20 protein-coding genes are annotated in these 25,347 nt (G+C 73.8%); 4 read left to right on the top strand and 16 right to left on the bottom strand.

The features are described from left to right. Positions 1–75: 75 nt before the first annotated feature. From B4U46_RS25835 to rimP, 8 genes are all read right to left on the bottom strand, one after another. The gene (locus tag B4U46_RS25835; RefSeq protein ID WP_148095247.1) at positions 76–3,909 is read right to left on the bottom strand and encodes a S1 family peptidase; all 3,834 of its coding nucleotides are present in this window, start codon (positions 3,907–3,909) and stop codon (positions 76–78) included. A 251-nt stretch (positions 3,910–4,160) separates the two neighbouring features. Next, entirely contained in the window at positions 4,161–5,069 is a 909-nt protein-coding gene (truB, locus tag B4U46_RS25830) for a tRNA pseudouridine(55) synthase TruB (protein ID WP_079430056.1), read from the bottom strand. Continuing rightward, positions 5,066–5,524 carry a 30S ribosome-binding factor RbfA gene (rbfA, locus tag B4U46_RS25825; RefSeq protein WP_079430055.1) on the bottom strand — a complete coding sequence of 153 codons (459 nt, stop codon included), beginning with the start codon at positions 5,522–5,524 and terminating at the stop codon, positions 5,066–5,068. Before rbfA ends, truB begins: the two co-directional genes overlap by 4 nt. 33 nt (positions 5,525–5,557) lie before the next feature. Then, complete coding sequence (locus B4U46_RS25820) at positions 5,558–5,851, bottom strand: DUF503 domain-containing protein (protein ID WP_079430054.1); 294 nt, start codon at positions 5,849–5,851, stop codon at positions 5,558–5,560. 163 nt (positions 5,852–6,014) lie between these two features. Further along, positions 6,015–9,080 carry a translation initiation factor IF-2 gene (infB, locus tag B4U46_RS25815; RefSeq protein ID WP_079430053.1) on the bottom strand — a complete coding sequence of 1,022 codons (3,066 nt, stop codon included), beginning with the start codon at positions 9,078–9,080 and terminating at the stop codon, positions 6,015–6,017. A gap of 149 nt (positions 9,081–9,229) precedes the next feature. Then, positions 9,230–9,517: a YlxR family protein gene (locus B4U46_RS25810; RefSeq protein ID WP_079430052.1), complete on the bottom strand. Its 288-nt coding sequence runs from the start codon at positions 9,515–9,517 to the stop codon at positions 9,230–9,232. A 163-nt stretch (positions 9,518–9,680) separates the two neighbouring features. Then, positions 9,681–10,685, bottom strand: coding sequence for a transcription termination factor NusA (nusA, locus tag B4U46_RS25805; protein WP_079430051.1), 1,005 nt, complete (start codon positions 10,683–10,685; stop codon positions 9,681–9,683). A 2-nt stretch (positions 10,686–10,687) separates the two neighbouring features. Further along, entirely contained in the window at positions 10,688–11,194 is a 507-nt protein-coding gene (gene rimP, locus B4U46_RS25800; RefSeq protein ID WP_079430050.1) for a ribosome maturation factor RimP, read from the bottom strand. A gap of 202 nt (positions 11,195–11,396) precedes the next feature. Here rimP and B4U46_RS37555 point away from each other — a divergent pair, with 202 nt between their 5' ends. Genes B4U46_RS37555 through B4U46_RS25780 form a run of 4 tightly spaced genes read left to right on the top strand, consistent with a single transcriptional unit; the run spans position 11,397 to position 14,300 of the window. Beyond that, entirely contained in the window at positions 11,397–11,921 is a 525-nt protein-coding gene (locus B4U46_RS37555) for a hypothetical protein (RefSeq protein WP_159402124.1), read from the top strand. After that, positions 11,918–12,388, top strand: coding sequence for a ferritin-like domain-containing protein (locus B4U46_RS25790; protein WP_167747607.1), 471 nt, complete (start codon positions 11,918–11,920; stop codon positions 12,386–12,388). The genes B4U46_RS37555 and B4U46_RS25790 overlap by 4 nt, the downstream gene beginning before the upstream one ends. Before the next feature lie 16 nt (positions 12,389–12,404). Beyond that, positions 12,405–13,307 carry an aminoglycoside phosphotransferase family protein gene (locus tag B4U46_RS25785; RefSeq protein WP_079430047.1) on the top strand — a complete coding sequence of 301 codons (903 nt, stop codon included), beginning with the start codon at positions 12,405–12,407 and terminating at the stop codon, positions 13,305–13,307. 42 nt (positions 13,308–13,349) lie between these two features. Continuing rightward, a complete protein-coding gene (locus tag B4U46_RS25780) occupies positions 13,350–14,300 on the top strand; it encodes a slipin family protein (protein ID WP_237293126.1) in 951 nt (316 codons plus the stop codon). Between the two features lie 57 nt (positions 14,301–14,357). On the opposite strand, the gene B4U46_RS25775 is transcribed toward B4U46_RS25780, so the two are convergent. From B4U46_RS25775 to B4U46_RS25740, 8 genes are all read right to left on the bottom strand, one after another. Next, entirely contained in the window at positions 14,358–16,061 is a 1,704-nt protein-coding gene (locus B4U46_RS25775) for a proline--tRNA ligase (protein ID WP_079430046.1), read from the bottom strand. Between the two features lie 41 nt (positions 16,062–16,102). After that, entirely contained in the window at positions 16,103–16,675 is a 573-nt protein-coding gene (locus B4U46_RS25770) for a GNAT family N-acetyltransferase (protein WP_079431979.1), read from the bottom strand. Positions 16,676–16,829: 154 nt separating this feature from the next. Next, entirely contained in the window at positions 16,830–17,675 is an 846-nt protein-coding gene (locus B4U46_RS25765; protein WP_185117168.1) for a GNAT family N-acetyltransferase, read from the bottom strand. A gap of 144 nt (positions 17,676–17,819) precedes the next feature. Continuing rightward, entirely contained in the window at positions 17,820–18,977 is a 1,158-nt protein-coding gene (ispG, locus tag B4U46_RS25760) for a flavodoxin-dependent (E)-4-hydroxy-3-methylbut-2-enyl-diphosphate synthase (protein WP_079430044.1), read from the bottom strand. A 187-nt stretch (positions 18,978–19,164) separates the two neighbouring features. Then, on the bottom strand, positions 19,165–20,466 hold the full coding sequence (locus tag B4U46_RS25755; RefSeq protein ID WP_079430043.1) for a M50 family metallopeptidase: 1,302 nt from the start codon (positions 20,464–20,466) through the stop codon (positions 19,165–19,167). Further along, a complete protein-coding gene (gene dxr, locus B4U46_RS25750; protein WP_185117169.1) occupies positions 20,463–21,725 on the bottom strand; it encodes a 1-deoxy-D-xylulose-5-phosphate reductoisomerase in 1,263 nt (420 codons plus the stop codon). The genes B4U46_RS25755 and dxr overlap by 4 nt, the downstream gene beginning before the upstream one ends. A gap of 12 nt (positions 21,726–21,737) precedes the next feature. Beyond that, positions 21,738–23,039, bottom strand: coding sequence for a hypothetical protein (locus tag B4U46_RS25745; protein ID WP_079430042.1), 1,302 nt, complete (start codon positions 23,037–23,039; stop codon positions 21,738–21,740). A 68-nt stretch (positions 23,040–23,107) separates the two neighbouring features. Continuing rightward, positions 23,108–25,060, bottom strand: coding sequence for an acyl-CoA dehydrogenase family protein (locus B4U46_RS25740; RefSeq protein WP_079430041.1), 1,953 nt, complete (start codon positions 25,058–25,060; stop codon positions 23,108–23,110). Between the last annotated feature and the right edge of the window lie 287 nt (positions 25,061–25,347).

Below are 25,347 nucleotides of genomic sequence, written 5' to 3'. Positions count from 1 at the left end.
TTGCAGGTCTAAGACTGCCATGCCGGTGGCCGGGTCCCCGCATCGGAGTCCGGGAGCGCCGCCGCCCGGGCCGGCTCAGGTGACGTCCGGCGCGGACCGGCTGAGGGTCTCCACGGTACGGCGGGCGCCCGGCCCGAGCAGTGCCGCGGCCTCCGCCCCGGACTCGGCGAGCCAGCGGGCCACCAGCGCCCCGAAGACCGGGTCGGCCCGGACCAGCTCCACGATGCGCTGCTCGAACACCTCGGGTCCGCCCGGGGTCCGCAGCAGCTGCCGGCCGGTGCGACGGAGCAGTTCGCGGGTCCGCTCCTCGGGCCGGGCGCTGGTCGCGGCGGCGAGGGCCGTCAGGAAGGCGCCGAGCACCTGCGGATCGGGCTCCTCGCGCAGCAGAGTCTCGGCCAGCTCGGCCCGCAGCGCGGAGCCGGGCTCCCCGCCGGGCGGGGCGAGTACGCCGGCCAGCGCGGCCCGTACGGGCGGCGGGGCGGTCCGCAGCAGGCCCAGGACCAGCGGGCGCAGCACGGGTGCGGCGGCCGGGCCCTGCTCCAGGCGCCGGTCGACGAAGGCGGCGGCGTGCGGGGCGTCCTCGGGGTGCCGCGCGAGGTGCTCCCGTACGAGGTCACCGGCGCGGCGGGCCAGCGCGGGGGTGGTCAGCGCGGCCAGGGCGCGCAGTACCTCCCCGTCGGCGCGGGCCCGCAGGGCGTCGAACACCGCGTCCGGGTCGGGCAGTACGGGCAGGGCCGCGACCAGGGCGGAGGCGGGCAGCCGGGAGCCGCGGCCGGGGTCGCGGAAGCATTCGAGGGCGTCGGTGAGGTGGCGGGCGCGGGCCTGCGGGTCCCGCAGCAGCATCCCGAGGGCGCTGCCGTGCAGGGGGAGGTCGCCGGGGCGGGCGAGGAGCGCCTCGGCGGCGTAGCGCAGCAGCTCCCGGTCGGCGGGGGTGCGGACGTGCGGGGCGGTGGCCAGCCCGTACGCGGCGGCGGCCACCCGCCGGCCGGGGCGCTCGTCGTGGGCCCAGCGGTCGACGGCGCGGGACAGGGCGGAGGGTTCGTCCTCGGCGAGGACGGCGAGGAGTTCGTCGGCGCGGGGGTGGGCGGCGTCGACGAGGGCTTCGGTGAGGTCGTCGAGGGCGAGGCCGCGGTGGGTGTGCAGGAGCGCCTGGGCGGCGGTGGCCACGGTGGCTCCGGGGCGGCCGCGCAGTCGGCGTTCGTCGGTGAACCAGGCGCAGAGGAGGGACAGGACGAGTTGCGGGGCGCGGGCGAGGCGGCGTCCGGCGGCCTCGAGGTAGCGGTGGTCGGAGGGCAGCAGGCGGCGCAGGAGGTCGAGCCGGTCGGACTCGGGCAGCCGGAGCCGGTTCCAGAACCAGCCGCCGAAGTCCTGCGCGCCGGTCCGGGTCACGTGCTCGGCGAGGGCGTGCAGGACGGGCAGGTGGGCGGTGGCGTCAGGGGCGCTGAGCAGGGCCCCGCGCAGGAGCCGGGCGGCCCACCAGACGCGGTCGGGGTGCACCTCCCCCGGCGGGGCCTGGGCGAAGGCGTTCAGGGCGTCGACCAGCCGGGCCTGCTCCTCGGCCTTCCCGGCGCCGGGAAGCCGGCGGAGGGCTTCGAGGACGGGCCCGATCCGGTGCCGGGGCACGGGCGGGCCGGGTACGGCGGGGCCGGAGTGGACGAGGGAGTCGAGGGCGCCGGGGACGTCGAGGTGGCAGGCCTGGAGCCAGTCGGAGAGCTCCTCGTGGGCGAAGCGGTAGCCGGGGCCGGCGGGGACGAGGAGGCCCTCGGTGAGGACGGCTGAGGCCCAGCCGGTGCGCCAGGGGAACAGTTCCTCGAAGGCGGCCCGGTCGAGCTGTCCCTGCCCGGGCCCCAGACACCGCCGCGCGGCCTCGTGCACCCGCCCGGCCACGCGCGCGGCGAGCCGCCGCACCCCGGGGCCGTACACCCCGCCGGGCGGCTGCCCGCCCCCGGCGGTCCCCGGGCCGCCGGACGGGTCCGCACCGGGGCGGGGGCCGGTGGGCCGGCCGGCGCCGGGGCGGGAGGGTGCGGAGGGGTGTCCGCCCGGCCACGTGGGCGAAGAGCCGTCCGTCCCCGAGGACGAGCCCGCGGACCGGTCCCCGCCCGGCCACGAGCCCGCGGACCAGTCCGCTGCGGACCACGAGCCCGTGGGCCGGTCCCCGTCCGGTCCGGGGGCCTCCGCCCACGCCCCCGACGCCGCCTGCCCGCCGTCGGCCTGCCCGGCCAGGCCGGCGCCGCCGCCGTCCGGGCCGGGGCCCGGCGGGCGGGTGTCGCTGGAGCGCGCGGCGGTCGTGATGCGCAGGGCCACCCGCAGGCACAGGAGGTCCAGGTGGGCGGCGAAGACCTCGTCACGGGTCGGGCGGCCCTCCGTGACCCCGGCGGCGCGGATTCCCGCGAGCAGGCCGAGGGTGAGGGGGTGGCGGGCGTCCGCCTCCCGTACCGCGCCGGCCGGGACGCCCAGGCGGGCCCGGGCCGCGTCCGCCTCCGCCGGGGTGAAGTCCCCGACGGGCAGGGCGGGCGGCAGCCGCGGGGCGGAGCGTTGCGGGGTGTGCAGCAGCTCCGGCGGGTAGAGGGCGCCGGCCCGCTCCCAGTGCTCGGGCCGGGCGGCGACCACCAGCCGGGCGCCGGTGCCGCACAGCCAGGCGGCGGTGGACACCGTCCACGGCGCGAGCCGGTGGGCCAGGGCGGGCGGCATCTCCTCGGGGGCGTCCAGCAGGACGAGCAGCGCCCGCCCGGCCGCCCCCGCCAGCCGGGCCACGCGCTCCGCCGTCCCCTCGGCGGCCGGCTCCCGCGCCGCCGCTGCCGGGGCGCCGCCCGCGGTGACGATGCGGACGGCCTCAGCGAGCGCCCGGGTCACGGCGTCGGCCAGGGAGGTGTCGTCGGCCCGCAGGTCGGCGCCGCGCAGCCAGAGGGTGGGGGCGGGGCGGGGGCCGCGGGCCCGGTCGGCGGCCAGGGCGGCGAGGGCGGTGGTGCGGCCGGTGCCGGGGTCGCCGACGAGCCCGAGGACGAGGTCCTGCCCGGCGGTGAAGGCGGCCAGCCCGGCGGCGATGGCGGGCCGTGCCACGGGTTCCGGCCCGGTGCGGGCCGCCGGGGGGAACGCCGAGCCGACGGTGGTCGCGGTCAGCTCCAGCGCCCCCGCCAGGTTGAGCTCGGCCCCGTACCCGGGGACGGTGGCGCCGTTGCGCTCCAGCAGGGCCGCGAGGGGGCCTCCGGGGGTGATGGCGGCGGCCGCGCGCAGGGGGACGGCGAAGTTGCCGGAGCGCCGCTCCGCGGTGAGGGCGGTGCCCAGTACCGCGAGCACCGCTCCGGTCTCCGCGTCGAGGACCGGCCCCCCGCAGGCCTCGCCACCCAGCAGGAGGGCGTCCCGGCCGTCCGTGCCGATCGCCAGCTCCACGGTGGCGGGCAGCACCATCCGGCGCCCGCCCGCGGTGTGGCCGACGTCCGCGCCCGCCCCGAGCACCCGGGCCTGGCGCCAGCCCCGCGCGGGGACGCGTACGTACGTTCCGGAGGGGATCGTCCCGCGCACGGCCACCGGCACCGGCCGCGCCCCGAGTCCGTCGCTCGGGACCAGCGCCAGCCCGAGCTCGGGCAGGAGGGTCACTTCCGCGGCGTCGGTCCGCCAGGTCCGCTCGCCGGGCGCGTGCAGCACGACCCGTTCTAGACCCTCGACGGCCTCGTGGGCGGTCAGCACCGTCCCGCGGTCGTCGGCGACGAAGCCACTGCCGCGGGTCCGTCCGGCCGGGTCCCGGATCGTGACGAGTTCCACCGGCTCCGCGGGCGCGGGGTGCTCCAGGCCCCCGGGGTGCTCCACGCCTCCCGGGTACTCCGCGCGCTCCTCGCCTCCCGCGTACCCCGCGGCTCCCCAGGGGGCCGCCCCGGCGCTCCCCGCACCACCTGTGACCTCGTCCGACAACGCCGCACCACTCCCCCGCCACGGGACCCGTGGTCATGACGGTAGGCAAGTGAAGATCGGGACGAAAAGCGCGCGGGCCGAAAGCGCCCCCTTACGCTCCCTCCGTTCACTCCGAGCGCCTGCTCGGTCGAGTGAACAATCGGCTCCGGGTGGATAGAGACCTACCCGAGGGGGGTCGTGGAGCGGTGAGCGGCGCTCCGTGTGCGCTCACCGCTCCACGTCGGACGAGGAGCCTCCCGGACGGCGGCTGCTCAGACGAAGACCGCCAGGGACTTCGCCTTGCCGCCCTTGCTCTCCACGAGCCCGAGCAGCTGGCCCTGGGGCCCGTAGACGGCCACGGTGCGGCCGTCCTGGTACTCGTCGGGCATCTCGATCCGCACGCCGTTGGCGAGCAGCGAGGCCCGCCGGGCGTCCAGGTCCCAGCGCGCGAACGCGGCCGCGGCCGCCTCGCCGATCGGCATGACGGTCAGCTCCTCCTGGAGCTGGTCCAGCGTGCGCGCCTTGTCGAGCTTGTACGGGCCCACCCGGGTGCGCCGCAGCGCCGTGAGGTGGCCGCCGACGCCCAGGTCGGCGCCCAGGTCGCGGGCGAGGGCCCGGATGTAGGTGCCGCTGGAGCAGACGACGGAGACGACCAGGTCGACGACCTTGGTGCCGTCCTCGGCCTCCGCCTCCCGCATGTCGTACACCTGGAACGACGAGATGGTCACCGGGCGGGCCGGGATCTCGAAGTCCTCGCCGTCGCGGGCGCGCTTGTAGGAGCGCACGCCCTTGATCTTGATGGCGCTGACCTTGGACGGGACCTGCATGATGTCGCCGGTCAGCTTGGCGATGCCCGCGTCGACGGCCTCCCGGGTGACCCCGGAGGCGTCGGCGGACCGGGTGATCTCGCCCTCGGCGTCGTCCGTGAGGGTGTACTGCCCGAGGCGGATCGTCCCGAGGTATTCCTTCTCGGTCAGCGCGAGGTGGCCGAGGAGCTTGGTGGCCTTCTCGACGCCGAGGACGAGCACGCCCGTCGCCATGGGGTCGAGGGTGCCGGCGTGGCCGACGCGGCGGGTCTTGGCGATCCCGCGCATCTTGGCGACCACGTCGTGCGAAGTGAAGCCGGACGGCTTGTCGACGATGACAAGGCCGTCCGGAGTCTTCCCTGCGTTGGTGCTCATTCCGCGGCTGTGTCCTCGGAGTCGTCGGAGTCCTCATCGGGCTTCTTGTACGGGTCGGCCTCACCGGCGTACTGGGCGCCGGAGGAGACCTCGCGCACCTGGGCGTCGGAGGCGCGCGCCTTGTCGAGGAGGTCCTCGATGGTCTTGGCGTTCTCCGGGAGGGCGTCCGCGACGAAGGTCAGGGTGGGCGTGAACTTGGTCCCCGCCGCCCGGCCGACCGCGGAACGCAGTACGCCCTTGGCGCTCTCCAGGCCCGCTGCCGCGCTGGCCCGGTCCTCGTCGTCGCCGTAGACCGTGTAGAAGACCGTGGCCTCCCGCAGGTCGCCGGTGACCCGGGTGTCGGTGATGGTCACGTGCGTGCCGAGGCGGGGGTCCTTGACTCCACGCTGCAGCTTCTGCGCCACCACCTCCCGGATGAGGTCCGCCAGCTTCTTCGCCCGCGCATTGTCGGCCACTGGTCCGTCTCCTTCTTCCTTGCAGACAAGCAATCAGTCTTCATCACCGTGGAACCGCCGCCTGACGGACAGCAGCTCCACTTCCGGACGCGCCGCGACCAGCCGCTCGCAGCGGTCCAGTACGTCCGATACGAACCCCGCGTCCCCGCTCACCAGGGCGACCCCTATGCGGGCCCTGCGGTGCAGGTCCTGGTCGCCCACCTCGGCCGCGCTCACGGCGAACTTGCGCTGGAGCTCGGCGACGATGGGCCGGACGACGGAGCGTTTCTCCTTCAGCGAATGGACGTCGCCGAGGAGCAGATCGAAGGACAGAGTCCCCACGTACATGCAGTTCCGGATATCCCGCCGGTGCGGGTTCGGTGGCCTGCCGGCCGTCGCTCGGCAGGGTCACCAGAACCGTACACGCAACGGCCGGGGCCGATCGACGGATATTCCGCCGACCGGCCCCGGTGTTACAGCTGCCTACGACACGGTGCGAACCGCCTCGCGCTTACGCGCGGGGCTTCTCGCGCATCTCGTACGTCGCGATGACGTCGTCGATCTTGATGTCGTTGAAGGAGCCGAGGTTGATACCGCCCTCGAAGCCTTCGCGGATCTCGGTGACGTCGTCCTTGAAGCGGCGCAGACCCGAGATGGTGAGGTTCTCGGCGATGACCTTGCCATCGCGCAGGAGCCGCGCCTTGGTGTTGCGCTTGACCTCGCCCGAGCGGACCAGGACACCGGCGATGTTGCCCAGCTTGGACGAGCGGAAGATCTCGCGGATCTCCGCCGTGCCGAGCTCGACCTCTTCGTACTCCGGCTTGAGCAGACCCTTCAGGGCCGCCTCGATCTCCTCGATGGCCTGGTAGATCACCGAGTAGTACCGGACGTCGACGCCCTCGCGGTCCGCCATCTGCGCGGCACGGCCGGCCGCACGGACGTTGTAACCGATGACGATGGCGTCGGAGCCCATCGCCAGCGAGATGTCCGACTCGGTGACCGCACCCACACCGCGGTGCAGGACGCGGATGTCGACCTCTTCACCGACGTCGAGCTGGAGCAGCGAGGACTCGAGGGCCTCGACCGCACCGGACGCGTCGCCCTTGATGATGAGGTTGAGTTCCTGGACCAGACCGGCCTTGAGGACCGAGTCGAGGTCTTCCAGGGACACCCGGCGGACGCGCTTGGCGAAGTTGGCGTTGCGCTCACGCGCAGCACGCTTCTCGGCGATCTGACGGGCGGTGCGGTCCTCGTCGACGACGAGGAAGTTGTCGCCGGCGCCGGGGACGTTGGTGAGACCCAGGACCAGGACGGGGGTCGACGGACCCGCTTCCTCGACGTTGTTGCCCTTGTCGTCGAGCATGGCGCGCACGCGGCCGTAGGCGTCGCCCACGACCATCGTGTCGCCGACGCGGAGGGTACCGCGCTGAACGAGGACGGTGGCGACGGCACCGCGGCCACGGTCGAGGTGGGACTCGATCGCAATACCCTGAGCGTCCTGCTCGGGGTTGGCGCGCAGGTCGAGGGAGGCGTCGGCGGTGAGGACGACGGCCTCCAGCAGGGAGTCGATGTGCAGACCCTGCTTGGCGGAGATGTCGACGAACATCGTGTCGCCGCCGTACTCCTCGGCGACCAGACCGAACTCGGTGAGCTGACCGCGCACCTTGACCGGGTCGGCACCCTCGACGTCGATCTTGTTGACCGCGACGACGATCGGGACGCCGGCGGCCTTGGCGTGGTTGAGCGCCTCGATCGTCTGCGGCATGACGCCGTCGTTGGCCGCGACCACGAGGATCGCGATGTCGGTCGACTTGGCACCACGGGCACGCATGGCGGTGAACGCCTCGTGACCCGGGGTGTCGATGAAGGTGATGCGACGGTCTTCGTCGTTGACCTGGGTGGAGACCTGGTAGGCACCGATGTGCTGGGTGATGCCACCGGCCTCGCCCGCGACGACGTTCGTCTTGCGGATGGCGTCGAGCAGGCGGGTCTTACCGTGGTCGACGTGACCCATGACGGTCACGACCGGCGGACGCGGCATGAGGAATTCCTCGCCGCCCTCGTCCTCGCCGAACTCGATGTCGAAGCCCTCGAGCAGCTCGCGGTCCTCCTCCTCCGGGCTGACGATCTGAACGGTGTAGTTCATCTCGTCGGCGAGGAGCTGGAGGGTCTCGTCGGAGACGGACTGCGTGGCAGTGACCATCTCGCCGAGGTTCATCATGACCGCGACCAGCGACGCCGGGTTGGCGTTGATCTTCTCCGCGAAGTCGGTGAGGGACGCACCGCGCGACAGGCGAACGGTCTCGCCGTTGCCGCGGGGCAGCATCACGCCGCCCACGGACGGGGCCTGCATGGCCTCGTACTCCTGGCGCCTCTGACGCTTCGACTTGCGACCGCGACGGGCGGGCCCGCCGGGACGGCCGAAGGCACCCTGCGTGCCACCACGGGCACCCGGGCCGCCGGGACGACCGCCGAAGCCGGGACGACCGCCGCCGCCGGCGCCGGCCGGGCCGCCGCCGAAGCCGCCGCCACCCGGACGCGGGCCGCCGAAGCCGCCACCGGCCGGACGCGAGCCCGGACCGGCCGGACGGCCGGCGAAGCCGCCGCCGGGACGACCCGGACCGCCGGGACGGCCTGCGCCGCCCGGACCGGGGCGGGGACCGCCGCCGGGACGGGGACCGGGACCGCCGGCAGCGGGACGCTGCGGCATCATGCCGGGGTTCGGACGGTTGCCGCCCGGGGCCGGACGCGGAGCGCCGCCCTGCGGACGGGGCATGCCGCCCGGGGTCGGACGGGCGCCGCCGGGACCCTGCGGGCGCGGGGCGCCGCCGGGGCCGCCCTGCGGACGCGGGGCACCCTGGCCGCCGGCGCCGGGGGCACCGGGACGCGGGGCGCCGGCCGGACGGGGCGCCTGCGGGCGCGCCATACCGGTGGAGCCGCCGGACGTGAACGGGTTGTTGCCCGGACGGGGACCGGCCGGACGGGCGCCCTGCGGACGCGGAGCCGGAGCACCCGGACGCGGGGCCTGGGCACCGGGGGTGGCGCCGGCCGGACGCGGGGCGCCGGGACGCGCGCCGCCCTGACCCGGGCCGGCCGGACGCTGCTGCGCCGGACGGGGGCCGGGGGACGCGGCCGGACGCGCGGGGGCGGCCGGGGGCGCGGAGAACTCGGTCGCCACGGGAGCCGCCGGAGCGGGCTTCGGGGCGGCCGGAGCCTTGGGGCCGGGACGCGGGCCGGGAGCGGCCGGAGTCACCGGGGCGGGAGCCGCCGGGGCCTCGGCAGCGGCCGGCTTGGGGGCCGGTGCGCCGGGCTTCGGGGCAGGACGTGCCGCGGTCGCCGGGGAGGGCGCCGCGGGCTTGGCGGGCGCGGCCTTGCGGGGCGCGCCGGGCTTCGCAGCGGACTTGCCGGCGTTGCCGCCGGGCCCCTGCAGTGCGTCAGTCAACTTGCGTACAACCGGCGCCTCGATCGTCGAGGACGCCGAACGGACGAATTCACCGAGTTCTTGGAGCTTGGCCATGACGACCTTGCTCTCAACCCCGAACTCCTTGGCGAGTTCGTATACCCGGACCTTAGCCACTTCGCTCCTTTTAGGTCCGGGTTACGCCGGACCGTCGCTACTTCATGGGCGTACTCATCGCGTACTCATCGAGTGCTCATCGCAATCTCGACCTACTTCCAACTCGCGAGGTACCTGACCGCACGGGGTATCCGTGCCGTACTTCTTTCTTACGGTGTCGCCACGGCCCGGTCTGCCAGGACCGTGCGCAGACCCTCCGTGTCGAGCGGTCCGGCGGACCGCAGGGCCCGGGGGAACGCCCGGCGGCGGACCGCCTGGTCGAGGCAGACCACGGCAGGGTGCACGTACGCACCCCGGCCGGGCAGCGTACCGCGAGGATCGGGGACGCATTCGTCCCCGATCGCCACGATGCGCAGCAGATCGTTCTTGGCCGCTCGCTCCCGGCACCCGACACAGGTGCGTTCGGGGCATGCGCGGGCTTGCGTCCGGCCAGACACGCCTAAGTCTACCTCCCCGTACCGACCTCACCCCTTCAGGCGAAAAATCGAACGGATGTCGTTGTGATCCACGAGGGTCCTCGGACAACGAGGACCCCCCTGTCTACCGGCCAGAAACGGTCGGCCGGTAGTCATTTATTCCCGCCGGGGGCGCCGTTTCCGGTCAGTCCCGGTCGGCGTCCGCGTCGGACGCCGGCTCGGTGTCCGGCCGGATGTCGATGCGCCAGCCGGTGAGCCGCGCGGCGAGGCGGGCGTTCTGGCCCTCCTTGCCGATGGCCAGCGACAGCTGGTAGTCGGGGACGGTCACCCGCGCGGAGCGCGAGTCCCAGTCGACGACCTCGACCTTGCTCACCCGAGCGGGTGACAGGGCGTTCGCGACCATCTCCGCCGGGTCGTCCGACCAGTCGACGATGTCGATCTTCTCGCCGTGCAGTTCGGCCATCACGTTGCGCACGCGGCTGCCCATCGGGCCGATGCAGGCGCCCTTCGGGTTCAGGCCCGAACGGGTGGACCGGACCGCGATCTTGGTGCGGTGTCCGGCCTCGCGGGCGATCGCGGAGATCTCGACGCTGCCGTCGGCGATCTCCGGGACCTCCAGGGCGAAGAGCTTCTTCACCAGGTTCGGGTGGGTGCGCGACAGGGTCACGGACGGGCCGCGGACACCCTTCGCCACGCGCACGACGTACGCCTTCAGGCGGAGCCCGTGCGGGTACTCCTCGCCGGGGACCTGCTCCTGCACCGGCAGGATGGCCTCCAGCTTGCCGATGTCGACCAGGACGTTCTTGGGGTCCTTGCCCTGCTGCACCACGCCGGTGATGACGTCGCCCTCACGGCCGGCGAACTCGCCGAAGGTCAGGTCGTCCTCGGCGTCGCGCAGACGCTGGAGGATCACCTGCTTGGCGGTCGTCGCGGCGATCCGGCCGAAGTCCGACGGGGTGTCGTCGAACTCCTTGGGCTCCTGCCCCTCCTCGAGATCGCGCGGGTCCTCCGTCGCCCAGACGACCACGTGGCCGTTGGTACGGTCCAGCACCACCCGGGCGCGGCGGAAGCTGCCCTCGGTGCGGTGGTACGCGATGAGGAGGGCCGACTCGATCGCCTCGACGAGCAGGTCGAAGGAGATCTCCTTCTCCCGGACCAGACCCCGCAGGGCACTCATGTCGATGTCCACGGCTACGCCTCCTCTTCCTTCTTGTCCTTGCGGTTGAACTCGATCTCGACACGCGCCTTGGCGATGTCGGTGAACGCGATGCGGCGGGCGGTCGCCTTGCGGCCCTTCACGCCCGGGACTTCGAGGTCCATGCCCTCGTCGTCGACGCCGAGGATGCGGGCGACCAGTTCCCCGCCCCCGCCTTCGGCGGTCAGCTGGAACTTCACGAGACGGCCGGTGGCCCGCAGGTAGTGGCGGTGCTCGCTGAGGGGGCGGTCCGCGCCCGGGGAGCTGACTTCGAGGACGTACTCGTCCTCGCCCATCACGTCGGAGGCGTCGAGCGCGTCGGAGACCTCACGGCTCAGCTCGGCGCAGGCGTCCAGCTCCACGCCTTCGTCGGAATCCACGACGATCCTCAGCATCCGGCGCCTGCCCGCCTTGGAAAGCTCGATCTCCTCGAGGTCCAGGCCCTTGGCGGCGACGAGCGGCTCCAGCAGTCCGCGCAGCCTGTCGCTCTGGGTGGTGCTCATCCGGGTGACTCCTCGGCCGCGTGTGCTGTTGTGGTTTTCCGTCGCGTGTCAGGTCAAAGGGTATCCGGTCGCGGAGGGTGTTGCCGTCCGCGCCGCCGGGCGGACCCCCGGGTACCGTGATCACACCTTGTCCCGTCATCACCCCGAGGACGTCACCGTGCCCTGGACCTTGCCTTCGAGGCCCTCGCCCTCACGCAGGAGCGTGCTCGCCGGAGCCGCCGTCGCAGCGGCCGGGTCCGCGCTGGTCACCGGGTGTTCCGGCGGGGGACACCCGGCCGGCGCGGACCAGACGGTTTCACTCGAACGGCGGATGCGGGAGGGCGCCGTCCGTGACAGCGAGCGGCTGCTGGAACGTTACGACGCCACCGCGGCCGTCCACCCCGATCTGGCCGAACGGCTGACACCGCTGCGGGCGGCCGTCGCCGCACACGCCAAGGCCCTCGCCCTCACCACCCCGAAGGCCGGCCCGGCCCCCTCCCGGCCGGCGTCCCCCTCCCCGTCCGCCTCCCCCACCCCGAGCGTGCCGACGGCCGGGCGGGCGGAGGTCCCGGCGAAGCCGGCCGAGGCGCTGAGCGCGCTCGCGGACGCCGAGCGCAGCCTGTCGGAGGCCCGCACCATCGCCCTGGCCGGGGCCCCCGGGGAGCTGGCCCGGATGCTGGCCTCGGTGGCGGCCTGCGGGGCCGTCCACGCCTACCTGCTGACCTCGAACCCGGGAGCCGCCTCGTGAACCCCGCCGTGAAGCCCTCCCCCGCCCCCGGCGGCCGCGCCCTGCAGGCCGCCCAGGCGGCGCTGGCCGCCGAGCACGCGGCGACCTACGGGTACGGGGTCATCGGCGCCCGGATCGCGCCCGCCCGGGCCACCGAGGCCCGCGAGGCCTACGGCCACCACGTCTCCCGCCGCGACCGGCTCACCCGGACGGTGCGGGAGCTGGGTGGCGCGCCCCGGCCGTCCGAGCCCGCGTACGCCCTGCCGTTCGAGGTGCGCTCCCCGGACGACGCCGAGCGGCTGGCCGCCGACATCGAGGACCGGGTGGCGGGCGCCTACTCGGACCTCGTCCGGGCGGCGGACGGCCAGTTGCGCCGCGACGCGGCTGACGCACTGAGCGCCGCGGCCGTGCGCGCGGCGCGCTGGCGCGGTGTCGGCGTAGCCTTCCCTGGGCTCACCGAACGCTCGGAGGGGGCCCGTACCAGCTGAAAGGGATCACGCACGCATGGCTTTCGAACCGCCGCAGCGGCTCGTACGGGCGCTCGGCGAGCTGCCGCGGACAGCGCAGGACACGCAGTGGCTGGAGCGGCTGCCCGAGCTCGCCAAGGAGGCGCTGGAGCGGCGGGACGTGGAGGCCCAGCGGGCCCTGGCCCCGGGCGGCCGCAGCAGCCTGGTGATCCTGGTCCGCTACGCCGACGGCACCCCGGCGGCCCTGAAGCTGGCGCCGCCGGCCGCCCGGCCGGACCGGGAACTGGCCGCCCTGGCCCACTGGGGCGGCTTCGGTGCGGTCCGGGTGCTGGACTCGCGCCACCACGAGGACGACGGCGCCCTCCTGCTGGAGCGGCTGCACGCGGACGTCTCCCTGCGTTCGCTCCCGGAGGCCAAGGCCCTGCTGGAGGCCTGCGGCACGCTGCGTCGCCTCTGGGTGCGCCCGCCGGCCGGCCACCCCTTCGAGACGGTGGCCGCACGCACGGCCGCGCAGTCCGAGGCCCTGCGCTCGGCACCCCCGGAGGCCCGGGCCCTCGTCGACACCGCCCTGGCCCTGCGCACGGAGCTGACCGCGCAGCCGCCCGAGGAACTCCTCCTGCACGGGAACTTCCGGCAGGGCAAGGTGCTGGCGGGCGAACGGGCGCCCTGGCTGACGGTGGGCCCGGACCCGGTGGTCGGCGAGCGGGCCTACGACCTGGCCCGGCTGGTGCGGGACCGCCTGGAGGACCAGGTGGCCTCGTCGACGGGAGCTTCCGGGGCGCGCCGGCGGGTGAACAAGCTCGCCGACTCCCTGGAGGTGGACCGGGAGCGGCTGCGGGGCTGGACGGTGTTCCGGGCGGTGGAGTCCGGGGTGCGCGCCCTGGCCGCCGGCCGGCGGCGGGACGCGGAGCTCCTGCTGGAGTTCGCGGCCTGGCTGTAGGGCATACCTTAGTAAAAGGTGTATGTCCGGCAGGGGGCCGTCATGGTCGAGCAACTGCTGACAGCGGGGATCGCCGCCGCCGCGGGCGTAGCGGTGTACCTGGGCGCTGCCGCACGGGTGGTGAAGCAGTACGAGCGGGGCGTCGTCCTGCGCTTCGGGCGGCTCCGCGAGGGGGTCCGGCCGCCCGGCTTCACGATGATCCTTCCGGTGGCGGACCGCCTGCACAAGGTGAACCTCCAGATCGTCACCCTCCCGATCCCGGCCCAGGAGGGCATCACCCGGGACAACGTCACGGTCCGCGTGGACGCGGTCGTCTACTTCAAGGTGGTCGACCCGGCGAGCGCGATCATCGCGGTGGAGGACTACCGCTTCGCCGTCTCCCAGATGGCGCAGACCTCGTTGCGCTCGATCATCGGCAAGAGCGACCTCGACGACCTCCTGTCGAACCGCGAGAAGCTGAACCAGGGCCTGGAGCTCATGATCGACAGCCCGGCGATGGGCTGGGGCGTCCAGATCGACCGGGTGGAGATCAAGGACGTCTCCCTCCCGGAGACCATGAAGCGCTCGATGGCCCGCCAGGCGGAGGCGGACCGCGAACGCCGCGCCCGCGTGATCAACGCGGACGCGGAGCTCCAGGCCTCGCACAAGCTGGCCGAGGCGGCCGCGGTGATGTCGGACCAGCCGGCCGCCCTCCAGCTGCGCCTCCTCCAGACGGTGATCGCGGTCGCGGCGGAGAAGAACTCCACCCTCGTCCTCCCCTTCCCGGTGGAACTCCTGCGCTTCCTGGAACGCGCGGCCCCGCCCCCCGCGGCCCCCGCCGCCCCACCGCAATCCCTCCCGACCCCGGCCCCGACGGCCCGGACCCCGGCCGACACCCCCGCCCCGGACGCCGCCCCGCCGCCGCTGGACCTGGCCGTTCCGCCCCGGGACGCCCTCCCACCGCTGGAAGACCCCCCGGCCCCGGACCCGGCCCAGGACCCCCCGACGGCGTGAGGACGACGAGACCGACGGGGGAACCCCGGGGCAACTCGCGCGGGCCAGGGGTGCTCCCTACACCACCCGCCCCAGGGCCTCCTCCAGCGCCAGTTCCACCCGCTCCCCCGTCCGCCGGTCCTGGAGCTCGACCACCCCGTCCGCCGACCGGCGGCCCGCCACCAGGATCCAGGGCACGCCGATGAGCTCCGCGTCCGTGAGCTTCACCCCCGGCGAGATCCCGGCCCGGTCGTCCAGCAGGACCCGCTTCCCCGCGGCCGCCAGGGCCTCCGCCGCCCGCTCGGCCAGCGCCAGCGGGACGGCCTTGCCCGCCGCCACCACGTGCACGTCCGCCGGGGCCACATCGGCCGGCCAGCACAGCCCGCGTGCGTCGGCCGTCTGCTCGGCCAGCGCGGCCACCGCCCGGGACACACCGATGCCGTACGAGCCCATGGTGACCCGCACCGGCTTGCCCTGCGGGCCGAGCACGTCCAGCCCGAAGGCGTCCGCGTACTTCCGGCCCAGCTGGAAGATGTGCCCGATCTCGATCGCCCGGTCCAGCCGCAGCCCCGCGCCGCACTTCGGGCAGGGGTCGCCCGGCTCCACCACGACCACGTCCAGGTACCGGTCCACCTCGAAGTCGCGCCCGCAGACCACGTTCCGCGCGTGCGTGTCGGCCTTGTTGGCCCCGGTCACCCAGGCGGTCCCCGGTGCCACCCGGGGGTCGGCCAGATAGGTCACCTTCTCCAGGCCCTGCGGGCCCACGTAGCCGCGTACCAGATCGGGCCGCCCCGCGAAGTCCTCGGCCGTCACCAGCTCCACCACCGCCGGGGCCAGGTGCTCCCCGAGCTTGCCCAGGTCCACCTCCCGGTCCCCGGGCACGCCGACGGCGGTGATCTCCCCGTCGACCTTCACCAGGAGGTTCTTCAGCGTGGCGGAAGCGGGAACCCCCAGATGCGCGGCCAGGGTCTCGATCGTGGGCGTGTCCGGGGTCGCGATCTCCTCCATCGGCCCGAACCCGGCCCCGGCATCGGCGACCGGCTCCGCCACGAAGGTCACCGCCTCCGTGTTCGCCGCGTAGTCACACTCCGGGCAGTCCACGAACGTGTCCTCGCCCGCCGCGGCCGGCGCCAGGAACTCCTCCGACGCCGAGCCGCCCATCGCACCCGACACGGCCGACACGATCCGGTGGTCGAGCCCGAGCCGCTCGAAGATCCGTACGTACGCCTCGCGGTGGAGCCGGTAGGACTCCGCCAGTCCTTCCTCCGTCACGTCGAAGGAGTACGAGTCCTTCATCTGGAACTCGCGCCCGCGCAGCACCCCGGACCGGGGCCGGGCCTCGTCGCGGTACTTGGTCTGGATCTGGTACAGCATCACGGGCAGGTCCTTGTAGGACGTGCACTGGTCCTTCACCACGAGGGTGAAGATCTCCTCGTGGGTGGGTCCGAGCAGGTAGTCGGCGCCCTTGCGGTCCTTGAGGCGGAACAGCAGGTCCCCGTACTCCGACCAGCGGCCGCTGACCTCGTACGGCTCCTTGGGCAGCAACGCCGGCAGCAGCACCTCCTGGGCCCCGATCGCGTCCATCTCCTCGCGGACGATGCGCGAGACGCTGTCGAGGACCTTCTTGCCGAGCGGCAGCCAGGTCCACACCCCCGCGGAGCTGCGCCGGACGTAGCCGGCGCGGACGAGGAGGCGGTGGCTGAGGGTCTCGGCGTCGGCCGGGTCCTCCCGGAGGGTCTTGGCCATCAGACGGGACATGCGCTGCACGTGTTGCGTTGACATGCGGCGAGGCTATCCGGGCCTGCCGTGCCCGGGTACCGAATTCAGCCCCGGCGCAGCGGCAGCTGCGCGCCCATGACCGCGTACGGCAGGCTCGCGCTCGGGAAGTGGACCTTGCGGGCCAGGTCCTGATAGCCGAGGGTGCCGTAGAGCCTGCGGGCCGGGCTGTCGGTGTCGATGGCGGAGAGGATCGAGCGGGGCTCCTCGGCGCCGTCGGTGATCCGGGTGATCAGCGCGCGGCCGACTCCGCAGCCCTGGAAGCCGGGGTGGACGTGCAGCTCGGTGATCACGAAGGAGCCGTCGAGCCAGTCCTCGGTGCCGGTGGCCCTCAGGTAGGGCTCGACGATCGTGGACCACCAGTGGGCACGGTCGTTGGGCATCCCGTAGACGAAACCGGCGAGGGCTCCGTCGTCGGTGAAGGCGCCGAGCGCGCGGGCGCCGCGGCAGGTCATGTGGCGCTGGACGATGTAGCGCCGGATGCCGACCTCCTCCTCGCTGAGCCCGAAGGCCACGGCCTGCACGCGCAGGGCCTCGTCCACGCGGCCGGCGAGGTCGAGGTGCCCGATGCGCAGTCCGGCGGGCCGTGCGGGGTCGTCGCCCCCGTGGGTAGGCAGCATGCGGCCGACCATACTGCGGGGTACGGCCGCTGCGGTACGGCTTCCCGGACGAAACCGGCCGCACCCGGCGGTGCGTTGCCACAGCCGCCCCCGCACCGGATCCGCGCCCGCACGCCCGGGCGGCCCGGGCCGCGCGAACGGGGCGCTCACCCGCTCAGAACAGCACGCTCATGAACGCCCCCACCTCGCGGAACCCCACCCGCCGGTAGGCGGCCCGCGCGGCGGTGTTGAAGTCGTTGACGTACAGGCTGACCACGGGCGCGACGTCCCGCAGCGCGAACTCCACGACGGCTGCCATGCCGCTCTCGGAGTGCCCCCGGCCGCGGAACTCGGGGGCCACCCAGACGCCCTGGATCTGGCAGGCCTGGGCGGTGGCGGCGCCGATCTCGGCCTTGAAGACGACCTTGCCGTTCTCGACGCGGGCGAAGGAGCGGCCGCTGCCGACCAGCTCGGCGACCCGTGCCTGGTAGAGCAGGCCGCCGTCCCCGGCCAGGGGCGAGATGCCGACCTCCTCGGTGAACATGGCCACACAGGCGGGCATGATCATGTCCATCTCGTCCTTGCGGATCCGGCGGACGAGCGGGTCGGGCGCGACCTCCGCGGACGGCTGCTCGGTGGCCATGAGCGGCTGGTGGGCGCGGACGTCGCGGGCGGGGCCCCAGCTGGGCTCCAGGAGCTGCCACAGCAGCCGGGTGGCCTCGGCGGGGCCGACGATGGAGGAACAGCGGCGGCCGGTGCGGCGGGCCCGGTCGGCGAAGGCGCGGACCGCTTCGGGGCCGGCGCAGACGGGGACGAGGTTGGCGCCCGCGTAGCACAGGGAGCGCAGTTCGCCGCCGGAGTACCAGCCCCACATCTCGCCGCCCAGGCGCCAGGGGTCGAGTCCGGCTACCTGGACCCGGGAGGTGACGAAGGCGTTCTCGACCGGCTCGCGTCGGAGGATGGCGAGCGCGGCGTCCAGATCACTGGGCTCAAGGACCCGGGTGGTTGTCTGAGTCAACACGGGGGCCTCACGGTGCAAGTCTGCTGATCTCCGCACTGTACCCGCCGGGGCGCGGGGATGCCGCGTCCCCCAGGTCACGAAAAGGGCCCCGGCCCCGGCCCCTGGGCGGGGTGCGGGGCCGGGGCCCGAAGGCGCCTGGAGAACTCAGACGCCGATGGCGACGCTGGGCTCGCCGGAGGCGATCCCGTCCTTCTCCATCTGCTCGGCGATCTTCAGGGCCTCCTCGATGAGGGTCTCCACGATCTTGGACTCGGGGACGGTCTTGATGACCTCGCCCTTGACGAAGATCTGGCCCTTGCCGTTGCCGGAGGCGACGCCGAGGTCGGCCTCGCGGGCCTCGCCGGGGCCGTTGACGACGCAGCCCATGACGGCGACGCGCAGCGGCACGGTCATGCCGTCCAGGCCCGCCGTGACCTCCTCGGCCAGCTTGTAGACGTCGACCTGGGCGCGGCCGCAGGACGGGCAGGAGACGATCTCCAGGCGGCGCTGGCGGAGGTTGAGCGACTCCAGGATCTGGATGCCGACCTTGATCTCCTCGGCCGGGGGCGCGGAGAGCGAGACGCGGATGGTGTCGCCGATGCCCTGGGAGAGCAGGGCGCCGAAGGCGACGGCGGACTTGATGGTGCCCTGGAAGGCGGGGCCGGCCTCGGTGACGCCGAGGTGCAGCGGGTAGTCGCACTGGGCGGCGAGCTGGCGGTAGGCCTCGACCATGACGACCGGGTCGTTGTGCTTGACCGAGATCTTGATGTCGCGGAAGTCGTGCTCCTCGAAGAGGGAGGCCTCCCACAGCGCGGACTCGACCAGCGCCTCGGGGGTGGCCTTGCCGTACTTCTTGAGCAGCCGGGCGTCGAGGGAGCCGGCGTTGACGCCGATGCGGATCGGGGTGCCCGCGTCGCCGGCGGCCTTCGCGATCTCCTTGACCTTGTCGTCGAACTGCTTGATGTTGCCCGGGTTGACGCGGACGGCGGCACAGCCGGCGTCGATCGCGGCGAACACGTACTTGGGCTGGAAGTGGATGTCGGCGATGACCGGGATCTGCGACTTCTTGGCGATCACGGCGAGCGCGTCGGCGTCGTCCTGCGTGGGGCAGGCGACGCGGACGATCTGGCAGCCGGAGGCGGTCAGCTCGGCGATCTGCTGGAGCGTCGCGCCGATGTCGGACGTCCGGGTGGTGGTCATCGACTGCACCGAGACGGGTGCGTCGCCTCCGACGGCCACGGAGCCGACCTGGATCTTGCGGCTGACCCGGCGGTCGGCAAGCTTCGTCGGCACGGACGGCATTCCGAGAGAGATGGCAGTCATCTGCTGTGCAACCCCAAGGTGTGGATCGAGGTCCCGAGATCGGCGGGCTCCGGCCTTTGAGGTTACGCCAATGCGCGCGTGCCCCACGCATCCGAGGGTGCGGCGCCACCCGAACGTAGGGAGCCGGGCACGGTGCGTGCCCGGCTCCGGTGTCACGGCGGCGTGCCGGCCGCGCCGGCCGCCCGCGCTAGTTGATCTTGATCGGGTTGACCACGTCCGCGACGAGCACCAGCAGCGTGAAGCAGACGAAGACGCCCGCGACCACGTACGCGGCGGGCATCAGCTTCGCCACGTCGAAGGGGCCGGGGTCGGCGCGCCGGAAGACCTTCGCCACGGTGCGGCGGACGGACTCCCACAGGGCGCCGGCGATGTGGCCGCCGTCGAGCGGGAGCAGCGGGAGCATGTTGAACAGGAACAGCGACAGGTTGAACCCGGCCAGCAGGTTGAGGAAGAACACCAGCTGGTACTGGGCGGGGATGTCGAGGTTGAAGATCTGGCTGCTCACGCGGGCCGCGCCGACGACGCCCATGGGGCTGTCCTGCTTGCGCTCGGCGCCGTTGAAGGCGGCGTTCCACAGGTCCGGGACCTTGCCGGGGAGGTCGACGAGGGACTGGACTCCGGCCTCCATCATCTCGCCCATGCGGCTGACGGACTGGCCGAAGGTCTGCGGGACGTAGCCGACGGCGGGGGCGAAGCCGAGGAAGCCTGCGGTGACGTACTGGTCCTTGACGTAGCGGCCGGCGGCGTCGGTCTTGGCGACCTTGTTCTCGATCAGGTTGGCGTGCAGGTCGAGGCGCTTGCCGGCCCGCTCGACGGTGATCACGGCGGGGCCGACGGTGGCGCGGATGTCCTTCTGGAGGACGGACCAGTCGCTCACCGGGCGGCCGTTGAAGGCGACGATCTTGTCCTGTGCCTGGAGTCCGGCGGCCTTGGCCGGGGCGGCCGGGTCGCCCGCGGCGCACTTGTCGCGCTTCTCGCTCTGCTGGATGACGCAGTCGGAGACCGAGCTGACGACGGTGGTCTGGGTGTTCAGCCCGAAGGTCATCAGCGTGGTGAGGAAGATCGCCACGGCCAGGACCAGGTTCATGAACGGGCCGGCGAACATCACGATGACGCGCTTCCAGGGCCGGCGCGTGTAGAAGAGCCGGCTCTCGTCGCCGGGCTGGAGCTCCTCGTACGCGGCCGACCGGGCGTCCTCGATCATCGACCGGAACGGCGAGGTCGAGCGGGCGGTGACCCGGCCGTCGTCGCCGGGCGGGAACATCCCGATCATGCGGATGTAGCCGCCCATCGGGATGGCCTTGATGCCGTACTCGGTCTCGCCCTTCCTGCGCGACCAGATGGTCGGCCCGAAGCCGACCATGTACTGCGGCACCCGGATGCCGAACAGCTTGGCCGTGGAGAGGTGGCCGAGCTCGTGCCAGGCGATGGAGACCAGCAGGCCGAACGCGAAGAGCACGACCCCGAGTACCGTCATCAAAGCCGTCATGCGCCCGCCTCCACGGCGGCCCGCGCCGCCATCTCCCGTGCCCGGGCCCTGGCCCAGGTCTCCGCTTCGAGGACGTCCTGGACGGTGAGGGAAGTTCCCGTCCGCGGCGTCCCGTGCTCATCGACCACTGCGGAGACCGTATCCATGATTGCTGTGAACGGCAGCCGGCCGCCGAGGAAGGCCTCGACGCATTCCTCGTTCGCGGCGTTGAACACGGCGGGGGCAGTACCGCCCAGGGTGCCGACGTGCCGGGCGAGGCCCACGGAGGGGAAGGCCTCGGTGTCCAGGGGGAAGAACTCCCAGGTGGATGCCTTGGTCCAGTCGAAGGCGGGGGCCGCGTCGGGGACCCGCTGGGGCCAGCCGAGGCCGATCGCGATGGGGCCGCGCATGTCGGGCGGGGTGGCCTGGGCGAGGGTGGAGCCGTCCGAGAACTCGACCATGGAGTGCACGTACGACTGGGGGTGGACCACGACCTCGATGCGGTCGAAGGGGATGTCGTAGAGCAGGTGCGCCTCGATGACCTCCAGCCCCTTGTTGACCAGGGTGGCCGAGTTGACCGTGATCACCGGGCCCATGGCCCAGGTGGGGTGTGCGAGGGCGTCCTGGACGGTGACGGAGGCCAGCTCCGCCCGGGTGCGGCCGCGGAAGGGGCCGCCGGAGGCGGTGACGACCAGCTTGCGCACGTCGGCGCGGGTGCCGGCGGCGAGGGCCTGGAAGAGCGCCGCGTGCTCGGAGTCCACGGGGATGATCTGCCCCGGTGCGGCGAGCGCCTTGACCAGCGGGCCGCCGACGATCAGCGACTCCTTGTTGGCCAGCGCGAGGGTCCGGCCCGCGCGGAGCGCGGCGAGGGTGGGCGCGAGGCCGATGGAGCCGGTGATGCCGTTGAGGACGGTGTGGCAGGGGGAGGCGGCGAGTTCGGTCGCCGCGTCGGGTCCGGCGAGGATCTCGGGCAGCGGCTCGGAGGGCCCGTACGCGGCGCTCAGCGCCTCCTTCAGGGCCGGCACGGCGTCCTCCCGGGCGACGGCCACGGTCTGCACCCGCAGGGTCCGGGCCTGCTCCGCCAGGAGGGCGGTGCGGCCGCCCGCGGCGGAGAGCGCGGTGACCCGGAAGCGGTCCGGGTTGCGCAGGGCGAGGTCGATGGCCTGGGTGCCGATGGACCCGGTCGACCCGAGGATGACGATGTCCCGGCGGCCGGCCGCGGCGTCGAAGAGGAGGTGCGGGTCGGCGAGGGGGGCTGGACTGTCGCTCATGCCCCCCATTGTTGCCGCTCCTCAGGGGCGTTTGGACACGGAGTCCCCGTCCGTGACCCGGGCGAGGAGTTCGGGGAGGGTGCCGGCGAAGTCGGGCAGGGCGCGGGCGGCGCGCCACCAGGCCTGCGGGTCGTCGCCGAGGGCCGCGTCGAAGAGCCGGTCGGCCTCGGCACGGGCGGCGAGGACGGCGGCGGGCCGGTCGTGGCGGTCGGGGTGGCCGATGTCGCCGAGCCACTGGTCCTCGTCCAGCGCCCAGCAGGCGGGGACCTTGTGCCGGATGACGTCGGCGCCGGTGAGCAGGGAGCGGTCGAGGCAGTCGCGCACCCAGCGGACGTCCTCGGCGGCGGTGTCCATCGGCACGGCGAGGCTGACCAGGGCCAGCTCGCGCTCCCAGGCCCCGGACGGCTCGGCGGGGGCCGTCTCGGGCGCGAGGTGGCGTACGGCGCGGGCCAGGGCCGGGTCGTGCCGTACGGCACCGGGCGCGGCCGGGCTGCCGGCGGCGAGCGCGGCGGCCAGCTCGGGCAGGGTGCCGGGGAAGGCGGCGGCGCGGCGGGGCAGCTCGGCCCACAGCCGGGGGTCCTCGCCGAGCAGGGGGCGCAGGGCGCGGTGGACGGCCGACTGCATCTCGGCCTGCTCGGGCAGGCTCCAGCGCAGGCCGGAGGTGACGGGGAGGTGGCCGAGCAGCAGGGTGCGGGCGGCCGGGGCGGTGTGGGCGACGAGCTCGTCGCAGGTCAGCAGGCCCATGCGGACGGCGCGGACGGCGGGCCGGTACCAGTGGCGCCCGTAGGGCTGTCCGGCGCGCGCGTCGAGCAGGGCGAGGCACTCCGCGCGGGTGAGGCCGCCCGCGAGGAGCAGGGCTTCGACGGCGCCGGCCGGCAGCGGGGTGCGGGCGTGGGCGCGCAGCAGCCGTCCGGGGTCGAGGTCGTGCGGCATGCGCAGCAGGGTGAGCGGGATCCGGGGGCGGCGGCCGTGGCGGCGCAGCAGGGCGGTCAGCTGGTCGGTGGTGAAGGGGCCGGGGCCCACCTCGGCGAGCAGTTCCGGGCCGGGCCCGGGCCGGGCGGCGTACCGCGCGGGGCCGGGCAGGGGGCGGCCCACCACGTGCGGGTTGCGGGTGATGTAGTGCCGGTCGGCGTCGGTGCCGTGGCGCAGCAGCAGGGTGACGGCGGCGGCGGGCAGCCACTCGTCGCGGCACAGGTACTTGCGGACGGGCTCGTCGAGCCGGTCGAGGAGGGCGGCGACGACCTGGTGCGGTGCGTGGCGCAGCAGGTGCGCCACGCACCGGGCCAGCCGTCTGCTGGCCCGGTCCTCCTCGGCCGTCGGCATCGTCCTCGCCCGCCTCGCGCTCGTACCCGTCCTCGCACATCCGTCCGGACACTGCCGATGATGGCAGGTCAGCGCAGGGGACGGTGAACGTTTTTCCTCGTGGAGGGGCCGGGGGCGGCGTCGGCGATCCAGGGGCCGTCGCCCGAGGGGTCGAGGACGCCTTCCTCCAGCCAGGTGTAGGTGCCGGAGAGGACGCCCTGGACGACCTTGCGGTCGAGGTCGTCGGTGTTGGCCCACAGGCGGCCGAAGAGCTCCTCGACGCGCAGCCGGGACTGGCGGCAGAAGGCGTCGGCGAGCTGGTAGGCCTCGCGGCCGTGGTCCCCGGTGGCGCGCAGGTGCTCGGCGCGGACGCAGGCCGCGCTCATCGCGAAGAGCTCGGCGCCGATGTCGACGATCCGTCCGAGGAAGCCCTGCTTTGTCTCCATGCGGCCCTGCCAGCGCGACATGGCGTAGAAGGTCGAGCGGGCGAGTTTGCGGGCGCCGCGCTCGACGTAGCGCAGGTGGGTGGCGAGGTCGGGGTGGCCCGCGGGGTGGAACTCGCGGTAGGTGCCGGGGACCTGGCCGGGTCCGGCGGCGAGCTTGGGCAGCCAGCGGGCGTAGAAGCCGGCCGCGCGGGCGCCGGCCCTGGCCTTGTCGCCGAGGTCCTTGTCGGGGTCGATGAGGTCGCCGGCGACGGAGAGGTGGGCGTCGACGGCCTCGCGGGCGATCAGCAGGTGCATGATCTCGGTGGATCCCTCGAAGATCCGGTTGATGCGCAGGTCGCGCAGCAGCTGTTCGGCGGGGACGGCCCGTTCGCCGCGCGCGGCGAGGGAGTCGGCGGTCTCGAAGCCGCGTCCGCCGCGGATCTGGACCAGCTCGTCGGCCATCAGGCAGGCCATCTCGGAGCCGTAGAGCTTGGCGAGGGCGGCCTCGATGCGGATGTCGTTGCGGTCCTCGTCGGCCATCTGCGAGGCGAGGTCCACCACGGCCTCCAGGGCGAAGGTGGTCGCGGCGATGAAGGAGATCTTCGCCCCGACCGCCTCGTGCCGTGCGACGGGCCGGCCCCACTGCTCGCGGACCCCCGACCATTCGCGCGCGATCTTCAGGCACCACTTGCCGGCACCGACGCACATGGCGGGCAGGGACAGCCGTCCGGTGTTGAGGGTGGTCAGCGCGATCTTGAGGCCGGCGCCCTCGGGGCCGATCCGCTGGGAGGCGGGGACGCGGACGCGGTGGAAGCGGGTGACGCCGTTCTCCAGGCCGCGCAGGCCCATGAAGGCGTTGCGGTGCTCGACGGTGATGCCGGGGGAGTCGGCCTCGACGACGAAGGCGGTGATCCCGCCGCGATGGTTCTCGCTCTTGGGGACCCGGGCCATGACGACGAGCAGGTCGGCGACGACCCCGTTGGTGGTCCAGAGCTTCACCCCGTCGAGGACGTACGCCTCTTCCCCGTCCTCCGTGACCGGGACGGCCGTGGTGGCCAGGCGCGCCGGGTCGGAGCCGACGTCGGGCTCGGTGAGGAGGAACGCGCTGATCGCGGTGGTGGCGCAGCGCGGCAGGTAGGCGTCCTTCTGCTCCTTGGTGCCGAACATCTTCAGCGGCTGGGGGACGCCGATGGACTGGTGGGCGGAGAGCAGGGCGCCGATGGCCGGGCTGACGGAGCCGACGAGGGCGAGCGCCTTGTTGTAGTACACCTGGGTGAGGCCCAGGCCCCCGTACTCGGGGCTGATCTTCATGCCGAGGGCGCCGAGCTCCTTGAGCCCGCGCACGGTCTCGTCGGGGATCCGGGCCTCGCGCTCGATGCGCTGCCCGTCGATCTCGTTCTCGCAGAACTCCCGCAGCCGGGCCAGGAAGGCCTCGCCGCGCCGGACGTCCTCGTCGGCGGGGAGCGGATGGGGGTGGATCAGGTCGAGCCGGAAGCGGCCGAGGAAGAGCTCCTTGGCGAAGCTGGGTTTGCGCCAGTCCTGCTCCCGGGCCGCTTCCGCGACCTGCCGTGCCTCGCGCTCGGTCACCTTGGGCTGTACGGGCTGTGTTGCGGACATGCGGGGACTCACCTCGCCGCCAAGTCGGATGACTTTCCGGGATACCGGTCGGTGCTACCTGTCAGTCGTACCCCCTCCGGGGCCCCCGGAAAAGCGGGGCGGGCAGGGTGGGGGAACGGACGGGCGAACGGCTGACGGCCGGAGCCCCCGGGCCTGCGTTCTTCGCACCGCTTCCGACCGGTGGCGTAGCTCTGGCCCTGCACGGATGATCCGCGCACCTGGCCGGATCGTCCGCTCGCCCGCACCTTCCGGCCGGCCAGCCGTCTGCGTCCGCGTGGGACCGCGGC

The sequence above is a fragment of the Streptomyces katrae genome (assembly GCF_002028425.1).
GTDB lineage: Bacteria > Actinomycetota > Actinomycetes > Streptomycetales > Streptomycetaceae > Streptomyces > Streptomyces katrae_A.
This window is presented reverse-complemented; position numbering and strand designations above follow the sequence as displayed.

Bases quoted from the DNA above. Each gene is read 5' to 3' on its own strand.
- rimP (WP_079430050.1), bottom strand. From the start codon at position 11,194: ATGAGCACCACCCAGAGCGACAGGCTGCGCGGACTGCTGGAGCCGCTC.
- B4U46_RS25775 (WP_079430046.1), bottom strand. From the start codon at position 16,061: ATGTCAACGCAACACGTGCAGCGCATGTCCCGTCTGATGGCCAAGACC.
- B4U46_RS25780 (WP_237293126.1), top strand. From the start codon at position 13,350: ATGGTCGAGCAACTGCTGACAGCGGGGATCGCCGCCGCCGCGGGCGTA.
- B4U46_RS25755 (WP_079430043.1), bottom strand. From the start codon at position 20,466: ATGACGGCTTTGATGACGGTACTCGGGGTCGTGCTCTTCGCGTTCGGC.
- B4U46_RS25740 (WP_079430041.1), bottom strand. From the start codon at position 25,060: ATGTCCGCAACACAGCCCGTACAGCCCAAGGTGACCGAGCGCGAGGCA.
- B4U46_RS25785 (WP_079430047.1), top strand. From the start codon at position 12,405: ATGGCTTTCGAACCGCCGCAGCGGCTCGTACGGGCGCTCGGCGAGCTG.
- B4U46_RS25820 (WP_079430054.1), bottom strand. From the start codon at position 5,851: ATGTACGTGGGGACTCTGTCCTTCGATCTGCTCCTCGGCGACGTCCAT.
- B4U46_RS25770 (WP_079431979.1), bottom strand. From the start codon at position 16,675: ATGCTGCCTACCCACGGGGGCGACGACCCCGCACGGCCCGCCGGACTG.
- B4U46_RS25745 (WP_079430042.1), bottom strand. From the start codon at position 23,039: ATGCCGACGGCCGAGGAGGACCGGGCCAGCAGACGGCTGGCCCGGTGC.
- truB (WP_079430056.1), bottom strand. From the start codon at position 5,069: ATGAGCACCAACGCAGGGAAGACTCCGGACGGCCTTGTCATCGTCGAC.
- dxr (WP_185117169.1), bottom strand. From the start codon at position 21,725: ATGGGGGGCATGAGCGACAGTCCAGCCCCCCTCGCCGACCCGCACCTC.
- ispG (WP_079430044.1), bottom strand. From the start codon at position 18,977: ATGACTGCCATCTCTCTCGGAATGCCGTCCGTGCCGACGAAGCTTGCC.